The sequence below is a fragment of the Trujillonella humicola genome, assembly GCF_046233715.1.
Taxonomy (GTDB): domain Bacteria; phylum Actinomycetota; class Actinomycetes; order Mycobacteriales; family Geodermatophilaceae; genus Trujillonella; species Trujillonella humicola.
This window is the reverse complement of sequence record NZ_JBJNRJ010000002.1, coordinates 1-17,407: the sequence shown is the minus strand read 5'-3', so window position 1 is coordinate 17,407 and position 17,407 is coordinate 1. Positions and strand designations below refer to the sequence as shown.

General features: G+C 76.6%; 19 protein-coding genes. 8 read left to right on the top strand and 11 right to left on the bottom strand.

All coding sequences use genetic code 11. From position 1 onward, the window contains the following. Positions 1–42: 42 nt before the first annotated feature. Together ACK586_RS01390 and ACK586_RS01385 are read right to left on the bottom strand one after the other, a co-directional pair. Positions 43–285 (bottom strand): glutaredoxin family protein, encoded by a 243-nt coding sequence (locus tag ACK586_RS01390; RefSeq protein WP_409328672.1) that lies wholly within the window; start codon positions 283–285, stop codon positions 43–45. After that, a complete protein-coding gene (locus tag ACK586_RS01385) occupies positions 278–1,834 on the bottom strand; it encodes a class I adenylate-forming enzyme family protein (protein WP_409328671.1) in 1,557 nt (518 codons plus the stop codon). The genes ACK586_RS01390 and ACK586_RS01385 overlap by 8 nt, the downstream gene beginning before the upstream one ends. A 202-nt stretch (positions 1,835–2,036) precedes the next feature. On the opposite strand from ACK586_RS01385, the gene ACK586_RS01380 reads away from it, so the two are divergent. The 3 genes from ACK586_RS01380 (at position 2,037) to ACK586_RS01370 (ending at position 5,242) form a co-directional block, all read left to right on the top strand. Next, positions 2,037–2,897: a sigma-70 family RNA polymerase sigma factor gene (locus tag ACK586_RS01380; RefSeq protein WP_409328670.1), complete on the top strand. Its 861-nt coding sequence runs from the start codon at positions 2,037–2,039 to the stop codon at positions 2,895–2,897. Between the two features lie 124 nt (positions 2,898–3,021). Continuing rightward, positions 3,022–4,203 (top strand): hypothetical protein, encoded by a 1,182-nt coding sequence (locus tag ACK586_RS01375; RefSeq protein ID WP_409328669.1) that lies wholly within the window; start codon positions 3,022–3,024, stop codon positions 4,201–4,203. A gap of 82 nt (positions 4,204–4,285) precedes the next feature. After that, positions 4,286–5,242, top strand: a complete 957-nt coding sequence (locus tag ACK586_RS01370; RefSeq protein WP_409328668.1) for an HAD family hydrolase — start codon at positions 4,286–4,288, stop codon at positions 5,240–5,242. A 272-nt stretch (positions 5,243–5,514) separates the two neighbouring features. Here the strand turns inward: ACK586_RS01370 and ACK586_RS01365 are convergent, their stop codons facing one another. From ACK586_RS01365 to ACK586_RS01340, 6 genes are all read right to left on the bottom strand, one after another. Further along, on the bottom strand, positions 5,515–6,420 hold the full coding sequence (locus ACK586_RS01365) for a lysophospholipid acyltransferase family protein (protein ID WP_409328667.1): 906 nt from the start codon (positions 6,418–6,420) through the stop codon (positions 5,515–5,517). Then, entirely contained in the window at positions 6,413–7,519 is a 1,107-nt protein-coding gene (locus ACK586_RS01360) for an NAD-dependent epimerase/dehydratase family protein (RefSeq protein ID WP_409328666.1), read from the bottom strand. Before ACK586_RS01360 ends, ACK586_RS01365 begins: the two co-directional genes overlap by 8 nt. 10 nt (positions 7,520–7,529) lie before the next feature. Then, positions 7,530–7,619 carry a 30S ribosomal protein bS22 gene (locus tag ACK586_RS01355; RefSeq protein ID WP_425330347.1) on the bottom strand — a complete coding sequence of 30 codons (90 nt, stop codon included), beginning with the start codon at positions 7,617–7,619 and terminating at the stop codon, positions 7,530–7,532. 276 nt (positions 7,620–7,895) lie between these two features. After that, positions 7,896–8,249, bottom strand: coding sequence for a helix-turn-helix domain-containing protein (locus ACK586_RS25575; RefSeq protein WP_425330346.1), 354 nt, complete (start codon positions 8,247–8,249; stop codon positions 7,896–7,898). A 251-nt stretch (positions 8,250–8,500) separates the two neighbouring features. Next, positions 8,501–9,310, bottom strand: a complete 810-nt coding sequence (gene proC / locus ACK586_RS01345) for a pyrroline-5-carboxylate reductase (protein WP_409328665.1) — start codon at positions 9,308–9,310, stop codon at positions 8,501–8,503. Then, positions 9,307–9,993: a hypothetical protein gene (locus tag ACK586_RS01340; RefSeq protein ID WP_409328664.1), complete on the bottom strand. Its 687-nt coding sequence runs from the start codon at positions 9,991–9,993 to the stop codon at positions 9,307–9,309. Before ACK586_RS01340 ends, proC begins: the two co-directional genes overlap by 4 nt. A 75-nt stretch (positions 9,994–10,068) precedes the next feature. Here ACK586_RS01340 and ACK586_RS01335 point away from each other — a divergent pair, with 75 nt between their 5' ends. Next, on the top strand, positions 10,069–10,644 hold the full coding sequence (locus ACK586_RS01335; RefSeq protein WP_409328663.1) for a type 1 glutamine amidotransferase domain-containing protein: 576 nt from the start codon (positions 10,069–10,071) through the stop codon (positions 10,642–10,644). Positions 10,645–10,709: 65 nt separating this feature from the next. Here the strand turns inward: ACK586_RS01335 and ACK586_RS01330 are convergent, their stop codons facing one another. Both ACK586_RS01330 and ACK586_RS01325 read right to left on the bottom strand, forming a co-directional pair. Next, positions 10,710–11,477 carry a hypothetical protein gene (locus tag ACK586_RS01330; RefSeq protein WP_409328662.1) on the bottom strand — a complete coding sequence of 256 codons (768 nt, stop codon included), beginning with the start codon at positions 11,475–11,477 and terminating at the stop codon, positions 10,710–10,712. Further along, entirely contained in the window at positions 11,477–12,421 is a 945-nt protein-coding gene (locus tag ACK586_RS01325; protein ID WP_409328661.1) for a Ppx/GppA phosphatase family protein, read from the bottom strand. The genes ACK586_RS01330 and ACK586_RS01325 overlap by 1 nt, the downstream gene beginning before the upstream one ends. A 75-nt stretch (positions 12,422–12,496) precedes the next feature. Between ACK586_RS01325 and ACK586_RS01320 the strand changes: the two genes are divergently transcribed. Further along, the gene (locus ACK586_RS01320) at positions 12,497–13,363 is read left to right on the top strand and encodes a DUF3109 family protein (RefSeq protein WP_409328660.1); all 867 of its coding nucleotides are present in this window, start codon (positions 12,497–12,499) and stop codon (positions 13,361–13,363) included. Between the two features lie 59 nt (positions 13,364–13,422). Further along, positions 13,423–15,612 (top strand): bifunctional MFS transporter/dTMP kinase, encoded by a 2,190-nt coding sequence (locus ACK586_RS01315; protein ID WP_409328659.1) that lies wholly within the window; start codon positions 13,423–13,425, stop codon positions 15,610–15,612. Positions 15,613–15,634: 22 nt separating this feature from the next. On the opposite strand, the gene ACK586_RS01310 is transcribed toward ACK586_RS01315, so the two are convergent. Then, positions 15,635–16,642: a helix-turn-helix domain-containing protein gene (locus ACK586_RS01310; RefSeq protein ID WP_409328658.1), complete on the bottom strand. Its 1,008-nt coding sequence runs from the start codon at positions 16,640–16,642 to the stop codon at positions 15,635–15,637. 81 nt (positions 16,643–16,723) lie between these two features. On the opposite strand from ACK586_RS01310, the gene ACK586_RS01305 reads away from it, so the two are divergent. Both ACK586_RS01305 and ACK586_RS01300 read left to right on the top strand, forming a co-directional pair. Further along, positions 16,724–16,978, top strand: coding sequence for a hypothetical protein (locus ACK586_RS01305; protein ID WP_409328657.1), 255 nt, complete (start codon positions 16,724–16,726; stop codon positions 16,976–16,978). A 10-nt stretch (positions 16,979–16,988) separates the two neighbouring features. Beyond that, positions 16,989–17,210, top strand: coding sequence for a DUF3072 domain-containing protein (locus ACK586_RS01300; RefSeq protein ID WP_409328656.1), 222 nt, complete (start codon positions 16,989–16,991; stop codon positions 17,208–17,210). The last annotated feature ends 197 nt before the right edge of the window (positions 17,211–17,407 follow it).

Here is a 17,407-nt window from a genome sequence, read left to right as displayed (position 1 = left end):
CCCGCCACTCGCGGGCTCGCGGCGGGCCCCTGCGAGGGGCCTTCAGCCGATGCCGAGGTCGCGGCGCAGCCGGGGGACGTCGACGGTGAAGTAGGAGTGCTCCCGCCCGTCGAGCAGCACCACCGGGACCCGGTCGCCGTACTCGGCCTGCCGGTCGGGATCGGCGTCGACGTCCACCGCGGCGACCTCGAGCCCGGCCTCGGCGGCCACCGCCGCCAGCGTCTGCGCCGCGGTCTCGCACAGGTGGCAGCCGGCCCGGGTGATCAGCTGCAGCCGGTCAGCCATCGCCGGCTCCCTCCGCCGCCGCGCCCTCGGCCGGGTCGTCGGGCCGGGTGAGCCCCAGCTCGCGCAGCCGGGCGCGGCTCACCTTGCCGGTGAGGGAGTGCGGCAGGGCGGGCAGGAAGTGCACCGAGGTCGGCACCTTGTAGCGGGCCAGCGCTGCCGCGGCGTGCTCCTGCAGCTCCTCGAGGGTCGCCGCCGTCCCCGGTTCCAGGACGACGACCGCGCGCACCGCCTGGCCGGTCCGGGTGTCGGGCACCCCGATGACCGCGCTCTCCCGCACCGCGGGATGGGTGTCCAGCACGCGCTCCACCTCCGCCGGGTAGACGTTGAACCCGCTGACCAGCACGAGGTCGCTGCGCCGGTCGACCAGGTGCAGGTCCCCGTCGGCGTCGCGGTAGGCGAGGTCCCCGGTGGCCAGCCAGCCCTCGGCGTCGGGGCCGTCGGCGCCGTCGGGCCAGTAGCCGGAGAACAGGTTGGTCCCGCGCACCCAGATCTCGCCGGGCCCCTCGTCGGCGACCTCCTCGGCCGGCGCCCCGGGACCGGCCCCGTGGGTGGCGGTGTCGCGCAGCCGCACCTCGACGCCGGGCAGCGGGCCGCCGATGCACGCGGGCTTGGGCCGGCCCGTGGCCAGGGTGCTCGAGACCACCGGGCAGGCCTCGGTCAGGCCGTACCCCTCGTGCACGGTGACCGCGGCCCGCTCGCGCATCGCCGTCCAGGTCTCCGCGGGCAGCGGTGCGGCTCCCGACGAGGCGATCCGGACCGCGGCGAAGGCCCGGCGCAGGTCCGCGTCGCTGCCGGCCGCGTCGGCGGCGGCCAGCCACGCCTGGTACATCGGCGGGGCGCCCGGGACGGCGGTGACCTGCTCGGCGGCCATCAGCGCCAGCGCCGCCCGCGGGTCGAACGCCTCCATCAGCACCGCGCACGCCCCGGTCGCGGCGACCAGCCCGAACCCGGCGTTGAGGCCGTAGACGTGGAACAGCGGCAGCACCAGGAGCACCCGGTCGTCGGGGCGCACGGGCGGCGGGTCCATCGCCAGGCACTGCTCCTGGTTGGCGCGCAGCGCGGCGGTGCTGAGGACGGCGCCGCGGGGCCGGCCGGTCGTGCCGCTGGTGTAGGCCAGGAAGGCCGGCACGGCCGGGTCGGGCTCGACCTCGGGCGCCGGACCGTCGTCCTCGGGTGGGCCCGGGCACACCGTCACCCCGGCGACCGGTGGCCGGTCCCGCCCGGCGACGAGCAGGGCGGCGCCGGAGTCGAGCAGGACGTGCTCGAGCTCGGGATCGGTGTACGCGGTGTTCACCGGGACGACGACGAGACCGGCGCGCAGCGCACCGAGCGTCGCCCGCAGCCAGGGCACACCGTTGGGCAGCTGGACGGCCACCCGCTCCCCCGGCGCGAGCCCGTGGACGGCGTAGCCCGCGGCCGCCCGGTCCACCTGCGCGTCGAGCTCGGCCCAGGTCAGCCGGGTGTCCCCGTCGACAACCGCGGGGGCGTCCGGCCGTTCCCGGGCCGCCGCGCGGACCAGCGCGGCCAGCGAGGGCGGGACTCCGGGCACTCGGCATCTCCTCCGACGGGCGCGGTGGTGCCACCCGCGGGGGTCACCCGTGAGGGGTGGCCGCCGGGGTCGCGTGGACGGGTTCTCGCGATGTTGTCACCATGTGACGAGCACCGCACGCGCCCGCCGCTCCCGGCGCACGCGTGCGCGCAGCCGAACCCCGGTCCCGGGTCCGCGGGCCCACGAGGAGGTCGACGCCCGCATGGCCCCGCCGCGCCCCGTGGACGAGCGGTCCGCCGCCGTCCCGGAGGGGTCCGCCGGGCTGCCTCCGGCGCCGCGCCGGCCACGCCCGACGCCGTACCCGCGGGACGCGGCGCCGGCCCGGCTGCCCGACGCGGTCGCCCCGCTGCGGCCGGCCCCGCGACCGGGTCCCCGGCCGGGTCCCCGGCCGGCCCCGTCGCAGCCGGAGGCCGGGCCCGCCACGACCGACGACCTGGCGCTGGCACCGGATGCCGATCCGGAGGACGCCGCGCTCGTCGCCGAGGTCGCCGCTCTCGGGGAGACCCTCCCCGACGACCGGGTCGACGTCTGGGCCCTCGTCGCCCGGGCCCAGCGCGGCGACGCCGAGGCCTTCGGGGAGCTGTACGACCACTACGTCACGATGGTGTATCGCTACCTGTACCACCGCGTCGGCGACCGCGCGCTGGCCGAGGACTTCACCAGCGAGACCTTCGTCCGCGCACTGCGCCGCATCGACTCGCTGTCCTTCCAGGGCCGCGACGTGGGCGCCTGGCTGGTGACGATCGCCCGCAACATCGTCCGCGACCACGTGAAGAGCAGCCGCTACCGGCTCGAGGTCACCACCGCCGACATGCGCGACGCCGACCGCGGCACGGAGGGCCCGGAGGACTCGGTGGTCTCCCGGCTGACCCACGAGCAGGTGCTGGCCTGCGTCCGCCAGCTCAACAGCGAGCAGCAGGAGTGCATCTCGCTGCGCTTCCTGCAGGGCCTGTCGGTGGCCGAGACGGCGGCGGTCATGGGCAAGAAGGACGGCGCCGTCAAGGCGCTGCAGCACCGCGCGGTGCGCCGGCTGGCCGCGCTCCTGCCGGAGGGCCTCCGATGACCCCGCGGGCGGACCTGCCGGTTACCCACGGGTACCCCGTAACCGCCGCCGGAGGGACGTCGTTGGCCGTGCGGGTGCACGTCCGGAGCGGCCGGACGCGTCCCGCACCGACCGGAGGACGGCGATGACGACCGAGGACGGCGCCCGGCCTCCGGTCGCGCGCGGCCGTGCTGCCGGCGTGCGCGACCGGGAGGACGCGGTCGTCGCCGGGCTGCACCGGCTGGCCACCGTCCTCGACGACGAGCCCGCGCCCGACTTCCGCGCCGCCTCCCGTGCCCGGCTGGTCGCGATGGCGGCGGTCCGCTCCCCCGAGCCGCCCCGGCCGGGCCTCGCCCGCCGCCTGCTGCGCGCCCGTGCCGGCGACGGCCCGCCGTCCCGGTGGCGCACCCGCGTCACCGCCGGGCTGGCCGGTGCGGCCCTCGCGGTCAGCGCGCTGGGGACCCTCGTGGCCCTGTCGGCCGATGCCCGGCCCGGCGACCTGCTCTACGACGTCAAGCGCGGCACCGAGCAGACCCAGCTGGCCCTCGCCGGCGACGACCGCGGGCTGACCCTGCTGCAGTTCGCGAGCACCCGCCTCGACGAGCTGGCCGCGGCGCAGGACGACCCGGAGCTGGTGGTGCAGACGCTCTCGACGATGGACGCGCAGACGACCGAGGGTGCTGCCCTGCTGGTCGGCGCGGCCGTCGTGGACGGGGACCCGGCACCGGCGGACCGGCTGGCCGCCTGGAGCCAGCGGCAGTCCGCCGGGCTGGCCGGGCTCCGGCCGGAACTGCCGACGGTGACGGCGGGGGCGGCCGAGGCGTCGCAGGAGCTGCTCGACGCCGTGCAGGCCCGCGCCGCGGCCGTGCAGGCCTCGCTCAGCTGCCCGACGGTCCCCCCGGCCGCGGGCCGAGACGCCCTCGGCCCCGTCCCGGGCATCTGCACCGCTCCCGATCCGGCCGCGCCGCCGCCGGCCGGGGGCGCGCCGGCGGCCGGACCGGACGCGCCCGGGAGCGACGCCCCGGCGGCGCCGGCTCCTCCGCAGCAGACGCCGGTGCCGCAGCCCGGTGGCGGAACGGCCGGGACACCGGGCGGGGGCGCCGGCCCCGGCTCCGGGAGCGGCTCGGGTGGGGGCCCGGGGACCGGTGCGCCGTCGACCGGAGCGGTCCCGGCGGTCCCGCCGGCGCCGCTGCCCGGCCCCGGAGGAGGGCCCCTCCCGCTCCCGCCGGTGCCCGGGGCGCCCGGCGGGCCGTCCCCGACCCCCTCCTCGCCGCCCCCGCTGCTGGACACCCCGCTGCCCGTGTGCGTCTGGCCGCTCATCTGCTGACCGCGTGCACGGGGCGGCCCGCGGCTCACTAGGGTCGCGAGGGGAGAGCCCGCCGGCGGGCTCGGAACCGAGGAGGTCGCCTGTGCCGGTCCTGCCCTTCCGCGGCCGACGGGCACCGGAGCCGCCCGGGGGCGAGGCGACGCGGGCGTCGGTCGCCGGGGCCGCCTCGGCAGCCGCCGCAGAGGTGCAGCCGCCGCCGGCCGTCGTCCCCGACCCCACGTCCGCCGCGTTCTTCGACGTCGACAACACGATGATGATGGGCGCGTCGCTGTTCTGGTTCGCCCGGGGGCTGGCCGCGCGCAAGTACTTCACCGCCCGCGACCTGGCCCGCTTCGCCTGGCAGCAGGCCAAGTTCCGGATGGCCGGCAACGAGAGCGCCGACGACATGCACACCATCCGGGAGAACGCGCTGGCCTTCGTCGCCGGCCGGCGGGTCAGCGAGATCGTCGAGGCCGGCGAGGAGATCTACGACGAGCTGATGGCCGACCGCATCTGGGCGGGCACGAGGGTGCTCGCCCAGCAGCACCTGGACGCCGGCCAGCGGGTCTGGCTGGTCACCGCCACCCCGGTCGAGCTGGCGCGGATCATCGCCCGCCGGCTGGGGCTCACCGGCGCGCTCGGCACCGTCGCCGAGGTCCGCGACGGTGCGTACACCGGCCGCCTGGTCGGCGAGCTGATGCACGGCGAGGCCAAGGCCGAGGCGGTCCGCGCGCTGGCCGCGCGGGAGGGGCTGGACCTCTCCCGCTGCACGGCCTACAGCGATTCCTCCAACGACCTGCCGATGCTCACCCTCACCGGGACGGCCGTCGCCGTGAATCCCGACACCGAGCTGCGTGCGGTGGCGCGGTCGCGCGGCTGGCAGGTCCGCGACTTCCGGACCGGCCGGAAGGCGGCCATGATCGGCATCCCCACGCTGGCCGCGGCCGCGATCTCCGGCGGCGTCGTCGGCGGCACCGTGGCGATCCGCCGGCGCCGGCAGCCGGTGATCGAGCTGCCGCCCCCGCCCGTCCCCCGCCGCCTGCTCGCCAAGCTGTTCTGACGAGGGGGGGCCTGCGCGCAGCGATGCACCCCGCCGCGTGGCCGGGCCGGGGCCAACGCCCCGGCCGGACGCCGCCGGGCCGCCGCCGTGCAGCACCGGTGTGCACCCGTCCACCTCACGACGCCGCGATGACGTGGAGAACTGCACGACCGCCCGGGGCGGGCCGGGCCTGCGCGCAGCGATGTCCCCCCGGCGGCCACTCCACCCCGCCGCGTGGCCGGGCCGGGGCCAACGCCCCGGCCGGACGCCGCCGGGCCGCCGCCGTCCCTCCCTCAGAACACCGACGGGCGCTTGAGCAGGAGCTGGTAGAGGGACTGCTGGATGGTCTCGCGCACCTGGTCGGTGAGGTTGAACACGAGCATCGGGTCCTCGGCGGCGGCCGGGCCGTAGGACGCCGTCTCGATCGGCTCCCCGAAGGCGATCAGCCACTTCGACGGCAACGGCACCAGCCCCAGCGGGCCGAGCAGCGGGAAGGTGGGGGTGATCGGCAGGTAGGGCAGACCGAACAGGCGGGCGGCGGTCTTCGCGTTGCCGATCATCGGGTAGATCTCCTCGGCCCCGACGATCGCGCAGGGGACGATGGGCGCCCCGGTGCGCAGAGCCGCTGTGACGAAACCGCCCCGGCCGAACCGCTGCAGCGTGTACCGCTCGCGGAACGGCTTGCCGATGCCCTTGAACCCCTCGGGGAAGACCCCGACCAGCTCGCCGCCGGTGAGCAACCGCTCGGCGTCCTCGCTGCAGGCCAGGGTGGCACCGAACTTGCGCGCCATCGCACCGATGAAGGGCAGCTCGAACACGAGGTCGGCACCCAGCAGCCGGAACCGGCGCTCGGCGGGGTGGTCGTCGTGCAGGGCGACGGTGGTCATGAGCGCGTCGACCGGCAGCGTGCCGGAGTGGTTGGCCACGATCAGGGCACCACCGGTGTCGGGCACGTTCTCGACCCCGTGGGTCTCCACCCGGAACCAGCGGGTGAACAACGGCCGCAGCATCGGCAGCAGGACGTGGTCGGTGAGGTCGGGATCGAAGCCGAACTCGTCGGTGCCGTAGTCCCCGGTCAGCCGGCGGCGGAGGAACTCCAGGGCCTCGGTGAGCTGCTCGTCCCAGCTCGTGGCCGAGGGCGGCGGCGCGTGCGGCTCGTCGTCGTCGGGCCGCAGCGGGATCACGCGGGCCTCAGGCATCGCGCACCGCCCGCAGCCCGGGAGCGGGCGGGGCCGGACGCAGCCGCTCCCCCACCGCCGCGGCGGTCGAGCCCACCCGGCCCACGAGGTGTTCCACGCGACCGGCCACCGAGCCGATGATCTCGGGCGGGACGACGGGCGGCACCGTGCGGGCGTAGTCGGCCAGCGCCTCGGCCGTGCTGTAGCGCGGCGCGTAGCCGAACCGGGTGCGCAGGACGGTGGTGTCGACGACGCGGCCGAAGTTGAGGAAGCGCATCTGCTCGGGGGAGTAGTCGATGAACCCGAACCGGCGGGTCAGCCGGCCGAGGGAGCCCAGGGTGGGCGAGGGCAGCGGCACCTGCAGCCGGCCCAGCCGGCGGATGACCTGCGACAGCAGCATCGTCCCCGCCCCGCCGACGTTCACGGTCCCGGTGAAGTCGCCGGTGGTGGCGCGGGTGAGCACCGCGAGGGCGTCGTCCTCGTGGAGGAGCTGCACGCGCGCGTCGTAGCCCAGCGCCGTGGGCACGACCGGCATCCGCAGGAAGCCGGTCAGCAGGGAGTCGATCCGCGGCCCGATGAAATTGGTGAAGCGCAGGACGGCGACGCCGACGTCGGGACGACGCCGCGCGAAGGAGCGCACGTAGCCCTCGATGTCGAGGCTGTCCCGGGCGAAGCCCCCGGAGGGCACCCGCCGGGCCTGCATCGCCTCGGTGAAGACGGCGGGGTCGCGCGGGGAGGCACCGTAGACGGCGCTGGTGGACTTCAGGACCAGCCGCTGCACGGACGGCGCGCGTTGGCAGGCGGCCAGCAGCTGCATGGTGCCGATGACGTTGAGTTCCTTCATCGGCCCGCGCCCCCCGGACCCGGCCGGGGTGGAGCTGATGTTCATGTGCACGACCGTGTCGACACCGGCCGTGGCGATGACCTTGCCGATCAGCGGGTTGCGGATGTCGGCCCGCACGAACTCGGTGCGGCCCAGCCGGCGCAGCATCTCCGCCGACGGCGGGACGGTGTCCACGCCGATGACCCGGCCGATGGCGGGGTCGTGGGCGAGCTCGGCCGCCAGCGCGCCGCCGAGCCACCGGCTCACACCGGTGACCAGCACGACCGCGGGCGGCACGAGCGTCAGCTCACTTCTTGTTGCGACGCTGCACGCGCGTCTTCTTGAGGAGCTTGCGGTGCTTCTTCTTCGCCATCCGCTTGCGGCGCTTCTTGATCACGGAACCCATGGGTACTCCCGACGGTCGCGGGCGCGGCGCCGTCCGCCGGCCGGGAGGCCGAGGGGCACCGCGCGGGGTGAGCAGCTCGTGTGCGCCCGGGGGGCGGCCCACCGGTCACATCCCGTCGAGCGTACCCGGCACCCTCGCGGCGACGCTGCCGCGGGAGCCGGAGACACCCCGTTCGAGAGGCGAGGCGGCTGACCGACCGCCGCCCCTCGGCCCTGCTGCAGGGACCCGCGCCGCGCGGAGCGTGGCGTGGGGCAGCAGGGTCCTCGATCAGGCGATGTCGGTGTAGGCGTCGCGCAGGTAGTCCTGCACGGCGCGCTCCGGGACGCGGAAGGACCGGCCGACGCGGACGGCGGACAGCTCGCCGGCGTGGACGAGGCGGTACACGGTCATCTTCGAGACGCGCATCATGCTGGCGACCTCCGCGACGGTCAGGAAGGTGACCGAGGCGCGGGGCGCGGGGACGGCCGGGCGGCCGACGGGCATGGCGGCCGGGTGCTGGGGGCCGACGGGACGGGCCATGGTGGCGGCCGAGACGGGGCGACCGACCGGCCGCGGGGCGGGCACGCCCGGACGGGCGTACTGCGCGTGCTGCTGGGGGGCGTGGCGCTGGGGCATGGTCATGTCAGTCGTCTCCGGACTAGCACGAGTCGGGCGCCGGCTTCCCCACCGGCTACGGGACACGCACGTGCTGACACAGAGAGTAGGGGGGCCCGCGTTACGGATGCGACGTATGAAACGGACATGCGGACCGGTCCGTCCTCGGCAGAACTACACCTATGTAGCCCTGTCGACATGTGCCCGGGCGCGTCGCACGCGACACGCCCCGACCCGCTCCGCGGACATCCCCACCCTCCGGACCGGACCCGGTAGCGTCAGCCGGTTGCGACGCCCAGCTCCAGCGAGCGCGCGTGCGCGGCCTCGACCGCGGCGATCAGCGCCGAGCGGACGCCGTGCCGCTCCAGCTCGCGGATCGCGGCGATCGTCGTCCCCCCGGGGCTGGTGACCGCCTCCCGGAGCTGCACCGGGTGCTCCCCGGTGTCGCGCATCATCACCGACGCCCCCAGCGCCGTCTGCACCACGAGGTCCGCGGCGGTCGCCCGGGGGAGGCCGAGCAGGATGCCTGCCTCGACCAGCGCCTCGACGACGTAGAAGAAGTAGGCCGGCCCGCTGCCCGACAGCGCCGTCACCGCGTCCTGCTGCGCTTCGGGCACCCGGAGCACCCGGCCCACGGCGGCGAGCAGCTCCTCGGCCTCGTCCAGGTGCTCCTCCCCGGCGTGCGCGCCCGCGGAGAGCACGCTCATCCCCTCGTCGACGAGGGCCGGGGTGTTGGGCATGACCCGCACGACCGGCACGCCGGCGGGCAGCGCGGCCTCGATCCGCGCGGTCGGCACGCCGGCGGCGATCGAGACGACGAGGTGGCCGTCGTCCACCGCCCCGGCGAGCGCGCCCAGCAGCGTGTCGACGTCCTGCGGCTTGACGGCCAGCACCAGCACCCGCGCCGTGTCCGCGGCCTCGGCCAGGCCGAGCACGGAGACGCCGTAGCGCGCGGTGAGCTCCGCGGCCCGCTCCTCGTGCCGCTCGCAGACGACGATGCCCGCGGGCCCGCGCCGGCGGACCAGGCCGGACAGCAGCGCCTCGCCCATCTTCCCGCCCCCGACCAGCGCCACCCCGGTCCGGCTCATCGGCCGGCCCCCCAGCGCAGCACCACGCGCACCGTGGAACCTCCGGCCAGCAGCCTGCGCTGCTCGTCCACCTGCACTCCCTGCTCCATCACGTACTCCCAGGTCTCCCGATCCCGCTGGTTCCAGGCCGCGCGCTCGCCGGCGATCGCCAGCAGCCGCCGGTCGCCCGCGCCGACCCCGGTGTGCCCGCCCGACGCCATCAGGACGTTGAGGCAGCGCACGAACGCCAGGTCGGCGGCCCGCGTCCGCCCGGCGACCAGGCGCACCCGGCCGCCGGCCAGCGCACGGCACGCCTCCTCCGCCCCCGGGCTCGCCGCGGCCACCACCGCACCGGCGCCGGGCAGCCGCGGGGCGAGCGCCCGCACCCGGTCGGGCGGACCGGCGAGGTCCACCCCCACCCCCGCGGCCCGGGCCCGCTCGGCCAGCCCGGCGACGGCGGCGTCGGGGAGGTCGCCGAGCGGCACGACGAGGCGGCAGGACGCCGCGAGACCGGCCGCCGCGACCTCCTCGACCAGGGCGGCCAGCTGCTCCGGCGTCCCGGCGCCGGGCACGGGATCGAGCGCCACGGGGTGGCCGGCGGCGACGAGGCCGGCCGCCGTCCGCACCGCGCCGGCCGGGCCGGCCGCGGCCGGGGCCGGCCGCCGTCCGGTTCGGCGGACGAGGTCCTGCCAGGGGGCGCGCACGGCCCGAACGGTAGTGGTGACCAGGGCGGACGGCCCGGGGTGTGCCGCCTCCGGTGCCGGGGTAGCCGCCGCCCCATGGCGAACGAGCTGAGCGGGATGAGGGTCGCGGTGCTGGCGACCGACGGCGTCGAGCAGGTCGAGCTGGACCGGCCGTGGCAGACCCTCGAGGAGGCCGGGGCCCAGCCGGAGCTGGTCTCGCTGGAGTCCGGCCGGATCACCGCCTACGACCACATCGACAAGGGGGACCAGAAGGACGTCGACACCACCGTGGCCGACGCCGACCCCGACGACTACGCCGCCCTCGTGCTGCCCGGCGGGGTGATCAACGGCGACTTCGTACGCGCCGACGCCGACGCCGTGGCCTTCGTGAAGGCGTTCTTCGACGCCGGCAAGCCGGTGGCGGCGATCTGCCACGCGCCGTGGGTGCTGGTGGAGGCCGACGTCGTCCGGGGCCGCCGGATGACCTCGTGGCCGTCGCTGCGGACCGACCTGCGCAACGCCGGCGCGACGTGGGTCGACGAGGAGGTCGTCGTCGACGGCGCCCTGGTGACCAGCCGCAAGCCCGACGACCTCGAGGCCTTCGGCGCCGCCGTCGTGGAGGTCTTCGCGAAGGCCGGGACGGAGGAGGGAACCGACACGGACGGGAACTGACGTCCAGGGCCCGGCTGCGGGGGCCCGCCGCGAGCGTGCGAGCGCTGGGGGGGCGGGGCCCTCCGTCAGGTACCGAGGAGGGAGGCGGCCGGCGCGACGGTGAGCAGGGTGCCGGCGAAGACGAGGACGACGATCAGCCGCAACCCCAGCCCCTCCCCGCCGAAGCGGTGCCGCCACGCACCCACCGCGCCGACGAGCGCCGTGACGGCCAGCGGGGCGATGACCACGGTGATCCGCGGCAGCTGCTCCCACAGCACGGTGAACAGCAGGTAGATCCCCACTCCCGCGGCCAGCGCGACCACCAGCTCGCCGGCGAAGCGCAGCCAGGCCAGCGCGCCGCCGGTGGGCTCGTCCTCGATCAGGGGAGGGTCGTCGCCCACCACCGGGATGGGCCCGGTCGAGGGCCCGGTGGAGGGGCCGGCGTTCCCGGACGCGGCCACACCGGGCACGCCCGGCTTGCGGGAGGGCCGCAGGCCCGGGATCGCGGCCGTGGTGGGCCCCCCGTCCGGGCCGCGCCCCACGGCCGTGGCGGGGTCGGCGGCCGGGCGGCGGGCGAGCGGGTCGGCGGGCGCCCGGACCCGGGCCTTCACCGGGTCGGCGGGCGCGACCGGCGGGGTCGCGCCGGTGTCCCCGGCCCGGCGGCCGTAGGCCGGGCCGTCCGCGACGCGGCCGGTGTCCCCGCTGCCGCGCGACCCGCGCTGACGGACCACCGGTTCCTCGCCGGTCTCGCCGCGCCGGCGCCGACCGGTCTTGGGCGACTCGACCCCGGCCTCGCGCAGGATGTCGGCCAGCGAGCGGCCCCCTGTCTCGGGGTCCCGGCGCGGGTCGGACATCACAGGCCTCCCAGGGAGTCCAGCCGCCGGAGGATGACGCCCTCCCGCAGGGCCCACGGACAGATGCGGACGAACGGTACGTCCAGGGCACGCATCGCGGCGTGCGCCACCACGGCGCCGGCGGGCACCTGGTGCGCGCGGTCCGGCGAGACGCCCTGCAGCTCGGCCAGGGCGGAGCTCTCGATGCGCGAGACGAAGCCGAGCAGCTGCCCCAGCCCGTCGGCGGTCAGCTCCCGCGGCATCCGCAGCCCGGCGGAGTAGGGCGCCGCGCCGGTCAGCCGGGCCAGGGTCCGGAAGGTCTTGCTGGTCGCGGCCACGAGGTCGGGCGGACCGACCGCCCGCAGCTTCTTGGCCGCCGGGGCCAGCAGGTCCGCGGCGTGCTCCTCGAGCTCCTGCAGAGCGGCCAGGTCGGGCCGTCCGCCGCACGCGGCCGCAGGCAGGAAGCGCCGGGTCATCCGCCCGGCGCCCAGGGGCAGGGAGAGCGCGACCTCCGGGTCCTCGTCGATGCCGGCCGCCAGCTCCAGCGATCCGCCACCGATGTCGAGCACCAGGAGACGGCCGGCGCTCCAGCCGTACCACCGGCGGACGGCGAGGAACGTCAGCCGGGCCTCGTCCTCCCCGCTGGTCACCTGCAGGTCCACGCCCGTCTCCGCGCGCACGCGATCGAGCACCTCCAGGCCGTTGCGGGCCTCCCGGATGGCGGAGGTGACCAGGCCGAGCAGCTCCTCGCAGCCGAGCTTCTCGGCCCGCTCGCAGGCCTTGCGCACGGCCCGGACCAGGGCCTTCTCCCCCGCCTTCGACAGCATGTCGTCGTCGCCGACGTGCTCGGCCAGGCGCAGCAGCCAGCGGTCGTCGTGGGTCGGGGTGGGGTGGCCGCCCCGGTGGGCGTCGACCACGAGGAGGTGGACGGTGTTCGAGCCGACGTCCAGCACCCCGAGCCGCATGCGGTCAGTCTGCCGGGCGCCGGCCGGGGCGGCTGCACGGGCACCGCGCGCCGGTGCCCTCCCTACCCTGGGGCGGTGCCGACCGACGACCCGCCCGAGGTCCTCCGCGAGGTGGACCCGGACTTCGCCCGCGAGTGGCTGGAGTTCCCCGACCCCGCCGATCCCGGCCGGGTGGTCCGCGCCGACCTGACCTGGCTCACGTCGGCCTGGACCTGCGTGTTCGGGCGCGGGTGCGCCGGGGTCGTCGAGGGGCGCGCCGACGACGGCTGCTGCAGCCACGGTGCCTTCTTCAGCGAGGAGGACGACCTGCTGCGGGTGACGGCAGCGGTCGCCGAGCTCACCGACGAGGACTGGCAGCTCGCGCCGGTGGGACGCGGCGCCTGGACCGAGCGGGACGCCGACGACGCCGACGACGACGCCGAGGACGGCGCCCGCTCGCTGCGCACCCGCCTGGTCGACGGTGCCTGCGTGTTCCTCAACCGGCCCGGCTTCCCCGGAGGAGCCGGCTGCGCGCTGCACCGGATGGCCCTGCGCGAGGACCTGCACCCGCTCACCACCAAGCCCGACGTCTGCTGGCAGCTGCCGGTGCGCCGGGAGCAGGAGGTCGTCGACCGCCCGGACGGCACCCGGGTGGTGGTGACCACCCTGGGCGAGTTCGACCGCCGCGGCTGGGGGCCCGGCGGGGCCGACCTGCACTGGTGGTGCACCGGCTCCCCGGCCGCGCACGTCTCGCCCGAGCCGATGGTGCTCACCTACGCCGCGGAGCTCACCGCGCTGATCGGTGCGCCGGCGTTCGCCGAGCTGCGGCGGCTGGCCGAGGCCCGGATGGACCTCGGCATGGTCGCCCCGCACCCGGCCAGCCCCCTGCCGCTGGTGCTCCACGTCCGCCGTCCGGGTGGATTCCCGGCCGGATCGGCCCCCGCGGAGCCACAGGCCCCCTGAGACGGTGGGCCCGGCACTACCCTCGCCGCCAACCGACCGGCGGACGAACGGCGACAGCAGTGACCGAGGAGCACGCGAACGCGGGCCTCCCCCGGGGCCCGGCCGGCGCGGCGCCCGACAGCGCGCTCCGGGTGCTGCTGCACATCCCGGTCTTCCGCCGGCTGTGGCTGGCGATCACCGTCTCCAGCCTGGGCGACTGGCTGGGCCTGCTCGCCACGACCGCGATGGCCGCGCAGCTCACCCGCGAGGAGTCGATGGCGGTCCAGGGCGCGGCCATCTCCGGCGTCATCCTCGTCCGCTTGCTGCCCGACCTGCTCCTCGCGCCGCTGGCCGGGGCGCTCGCCGACAAGCTCGACCGCCGGGTCACCGCGGTCGTCGGCGACCTGCTCGCGCTCTCGCTGTACCTGTCGATCGCCTTCACCTACCAGCTGACCTGGCTGTACGTCGCCCAGTTCCTGGTCGAGGCGGTGGGGCTGTTCACCAACCCGGCCAAGCAGGCCATGCAGGTGGCGATCGTGCCGCGGGAACGGCTGGCCGTGGCCAACCAGCTCGTGCAGTTCTCGATCTACGGCGCCGTCCCGATCGCCGCGCTGCTGTTCGCGCTGCTGTCCACGCTGACCCGGGCCGTCTCCGGCGGCCCGGGCGCGGAGCGCTCGGCGATCGTGATCGCGCTGGTCGTCGACGCGCTGACCTACGGGGTGACCGCTGCGACGATCTTCCTGTCCCGCCACCTCATACCCGGGAGGGCGGCCGAACGCAGCACGGCCACGAACGTCTTCTCGCTGGTCGCCGAGGGGATCTCGTTCCTGCGCGGCCAGCCCACCATGCGGGCGCTGTACATCGGCACCGTCGGGGCCTTCGGGGCCGGCGGCCTGGTCATCGGCGTCGCCCAGCTCTACATCGCCACGCTGCAGGCCGGGCCGGCCGGCTACGGCATCCTCTTCGGCACCGTCTTCACCGGGCTGGCGCTGGGCATGCTCGTCGGCCCGCGGATCCTGCCGACGGTCCCTCGGCGCACCCTGTTCGCCCGCGCGATCGGCCTCGCCGGCCTGGCGCTGCTCGCGATGTCCCTGCTGCAGGACTTCGTCCTCGCGACGGCCGCGGCGTTCCTCGTGGGGCTGTTCGCCGGGATGAGCTGGATCATCGGCTACACCCTGATCGGTCTCGAGGTCGAGGACCGGCTGCGCGGGCGGGTGTTCTCCTTCGTCGTCTCCTCCGTGCGGATCGTGCTGCTGCTCGCCGTCGCGATCGGCCCTGGCCTGGCCGGCACGCTGGGCTCGCACGACTTCGCGCTCGGCGACCTGGTCTTCAGCGTCACCGGCCCCGGCCTCACCCTCCTCGTCGGCAGCGCCGTCGCCCTGCTGGTGAGCACCTACGCGACCCGTCAGGTGGCGCCCCGGCACCGCGGACGCTCCCGCGACCTGCTGCGCCTGCTGTGGGGCAGCTCGGACATCCTCACCGCCACCCCCCGCTCGGCCGGGCTGTTCCTCGTCGTCGAGGGCGCCGACCGCGAGCTGACCCGGCGCTACACCGATGCGCTCGCCGAGGTGGTGCGCGACCGCGGGTACCCCGTCGTCGTCACCTCCGAGCCCAGCGACACCGACCTCGGCCGGCGCGTGGGCCGGCTGCTGTACCCGCCGCGGCCCGGCGGCTCCGGGACGGGAGGGTCCGCTCCCGCACCGCGCCGGGCCGGCGCGGGCCGGATCGCCGGTGAGGTGCGGGTCGACGTCGAGGGCCCGCGGGTGGAGGCCTACACCGCGGCGCTGCTGGCCGCCGCCGACCGCGCCGAGCACGTGGCCACCGTCATCCGCCCCGCGCTCGCCGCCGACCGGGTGGTCCTCAGCGCCCACTACGTCGACGCCTCGATGGCCTTCCACGGCGCGGGCCAGGGGCTGGACGCCGACCGCATCCTGCGGACGTCGATGTGGGCGACCCGCACCCTGCTGCCGGACCTGACCGTCGTGGTCGACGCACCGGTCACCGAGGCACCGGCCGACGCCGACCCGGCCGCGGTGCGCCGCGCGTTCCTCGATCGCGCCGAGGCCGCGCCCGACCGCTACGTCGTGGTGCCCGGGGAGCTGCTGCGGCCGGCGGAGCGGGCCGGTGGCACCCCGCTGGTGTCCCCGGTGGTGGAGGCGCGGGTCGCCGCGCTGCTGGCCCTGCGCCTGCCGCGGAGGACGGCCGGGCCGCGGGCCCCGTCCCCACGGGTCCCGTCACCGCCGGTCGGCGCCGGGCACGGGCGACCCTAGGCCGGCCCGGGCCGGTCGGCGCTCAGGCGGCCGCGTCGTCGTCGACCCCGCCGTCCCTGGTGCGGACCGTGCGGAAGGTCTGCCGGTAGGCGCGCGGGGACACCCCGCGGCGACGGGCGAACTGGTCGCGGAAGCCGGCCGCCGTGCCGAACCCGACCAGCCGGGCGATCTCCTCGACCGAGGCGTCGCTGTCCTCCAGCAGCGTCTCCGCTGCGGCCAGCCGCTGGCCGAGCAGCCAGGCGTGCGGGGTGGTCCCGGTGGTCGCCTTGAACCGGCGGGCGAAGCTGCGCGGGCTCATCAGGGCGCGGCGGGCCAGCGTCTCGACGGAGATCTCCTCGGCCAGGTGGTTGAGGGCCCACTCGAGGACGACCCCGAGCCGGTCGTCCTCGCAGGCGGCGACCGGCGCGTCGATGAACTGCGCCTGCCCGCCGTCGCGGTGCGGCGGGACGACCATCTCGCGGGCCAGCGCGTTGGCCGCGGCCGGGCCCCACTCCCGGCGGATCAGGTGCAGCATCGCGTCGACGCCGGCGGCAGTGCCGGCACCGGTGATGATCTGGCCGCAGTCGACGTAGAGGACCGCCGGGTCGACGTCGACGGCCGGGTAGCGGGCGGCCAGCTCGCCGGCGTACTTCCAGTGCGTCGTGGCCCGGCAGCCGTCGAGCAGCCCCGCGGCGGCGACGGCGAACGCGCCGGTGCAGTGGCTGACGATGATCGCGCCGCGGGCGTGGGCGGCGCGCAACGCCTCGAGCAGCGCCTCCGGCGGCACGTCGTGCATGCCCTCCCAGGCGGTCATCAGCAGGACGTCGGACTCGGCCAGCCGCTCGAAGCCGTGCTCGACGGTGAGGGGGAGCCCGGTGTCGGTGCGGACGACGCCCGGCCGGTCGCTGACCAGGGCGAAGTCGAACCGCGGCAGACCCATGGAGCTGCGGTCGTAGCCGAACACCTCGGCGGCCACCCCGAGCCCGAAGGCGCCGACCAGGCGGTCGGACACGATCGCGCTGACGACGACGGGCCGCTGCGTGTCGGTCATGCGGACACTATGGCAGGAATGACGCGATACGTGTCACTCCGGCCACTCGTCTCCGCGGCCGCGCCGGGACAGGCTCGTCCCATGTTGCTGATCACCTGCCCCGTCACACGGACCGACGAGCTCGTCGCCGACCGGCGCATCCGGTCGGTCACGAACCACCCGACGCACGTGGCTATGGCCGTCGAGTGCCCCGCCTGCGGCAGCGTCCACGTCTACCGGACCGGCCGGCGGTGGGAGGACGCCCGCCGCCGGGTCGCCGAGGCCGGCACCCGCGCCGCCGCGGCCACCGCCTCCGCCGCCTCGGCTCGCGCTGCGCAGGAGCTCACCCGCGCCTAGCATCGAACACATGAGCGAATCGACGGTGAACAGCGGCCAGCCCGGTGACCCGACCGCGGAGAAGGACCCGAAGGACTGGGTGACCGGCGACGAGCCGGCCACCGGCGCGCAGAAGAGCTACCTGACCACCCTCGCCCGCCAGGCGGGCGAGGAGGTGCCCGACGACATCACCAAGGCCGACGCCTCGATGAAGATCGACGAGCTCCAGGAGGAGACCGGCCGGGGCCAGTGACCCCGGCCGGCCCACCGACCACCGGCCACCGGCCGCCCCTGCGACGGCGGGCAGACGTGAGCCGCCCCGCGACGGCGGGCAGACGAGAGCCGCCCCCGCGAGGGGGGGGGGGGGGGGGGGGGGGGGGGGGGGGGGGGGGGGGGGGGGGGGGGGGGGGGGGGGGGGGGGGGGGGGGGGGGGGGGGGGGGGGGGGGGGG

Excerpts from the sequence above, each read along its gene's own strand:
- ACK586_RS01390 (WP_409328672.1), bottom strand. The coding sequence starts at position 285 with ATGGCTGACCGGCTGCAGCTGATCACCCGGGCCGGCTGCCACCTGTGC.
- ACK586_RS01380 (WP_409328670.1), top strand. The coding sequence starts at position 2,037 with ATGGCCCCGCCGCGCCCCGTGGACGAGCGGTCCGCCGCCGTCCCGGAG.
- ACK586_RS01375 (WP_409328669.1), top strand. The coding sequence starts at position 3,022 with ATGACGACCGAGGACGGCGCCCGGCCTCCGGTCGCGCGCGGCCGTGCT.
- ACK586_RS01365 (WP_409328667.1), bottom strand. The coding sequence starts at position 6,420 with ATGCCTGAGGCCCGCGTGATCCCGCTGCGGCCCGACGACGACGAGCCG.
- ACK586_RS25575 (WP_425330346.1), bottom strand. The coding sequence starts at position 8,249 with ATGACCATGCCCCAGCGCCACGCCCCCCAGCAGCACGCGCAGTACGCC.
- proC (WP_409328665.1), bottom strand. The coding sequence starts at position 9,310 with ATGAGCCGGACCGGGGTGGCGCTGGTCGGGGGCGGGAAGATGGGCGAG.
- ACK586_RS01335 (WP_409328663.1), top strand. The coding sequence starts at position 10,069 with ATGGCGAACGAGCTGAGCGGGATGAGGGTCGCGGTGCTGGCGACCGAC.
- ACK586_RS01330 (WP_409328662.1), bottom strand. The coding sequence starts at position 11,477 with ATGTCCGACCCGCGCCGGGACCCCGAGACAGGGGGCCGCTCGCTGGCC.
- ACK586_RS01325 (WP_409328661.1), bottom strand. The coding sequence starts at position 12,421 with ATGCGGCTCGGGGTGCTGGACGTCGGCTCGAACACCGTCCACCTCCTC.
- ACK586_RS01310 (WP_409328658.1), bottom strand. The coding sequence starts at position 16,642 with ATGACCGACACGCAGCGGCCCGTCGTCGTCAGCGCGATCGTGTCCGAC.
- ACK586_RS01305 (WP_409328657.1), top strand. The coding sequence starts at position 16,724 with ATGTTGCTGATCACCTGCCCCGTCACACGGACCGACGAGCTCGTCGCC.
- ACK586_RS01300 (WP_409328656.1), top strand. The coding sequence starts at position 16,989 with ATGAGCGAATCGACGGTGAACAGCGGCCAGCCCGGTGACCCGACCGCG.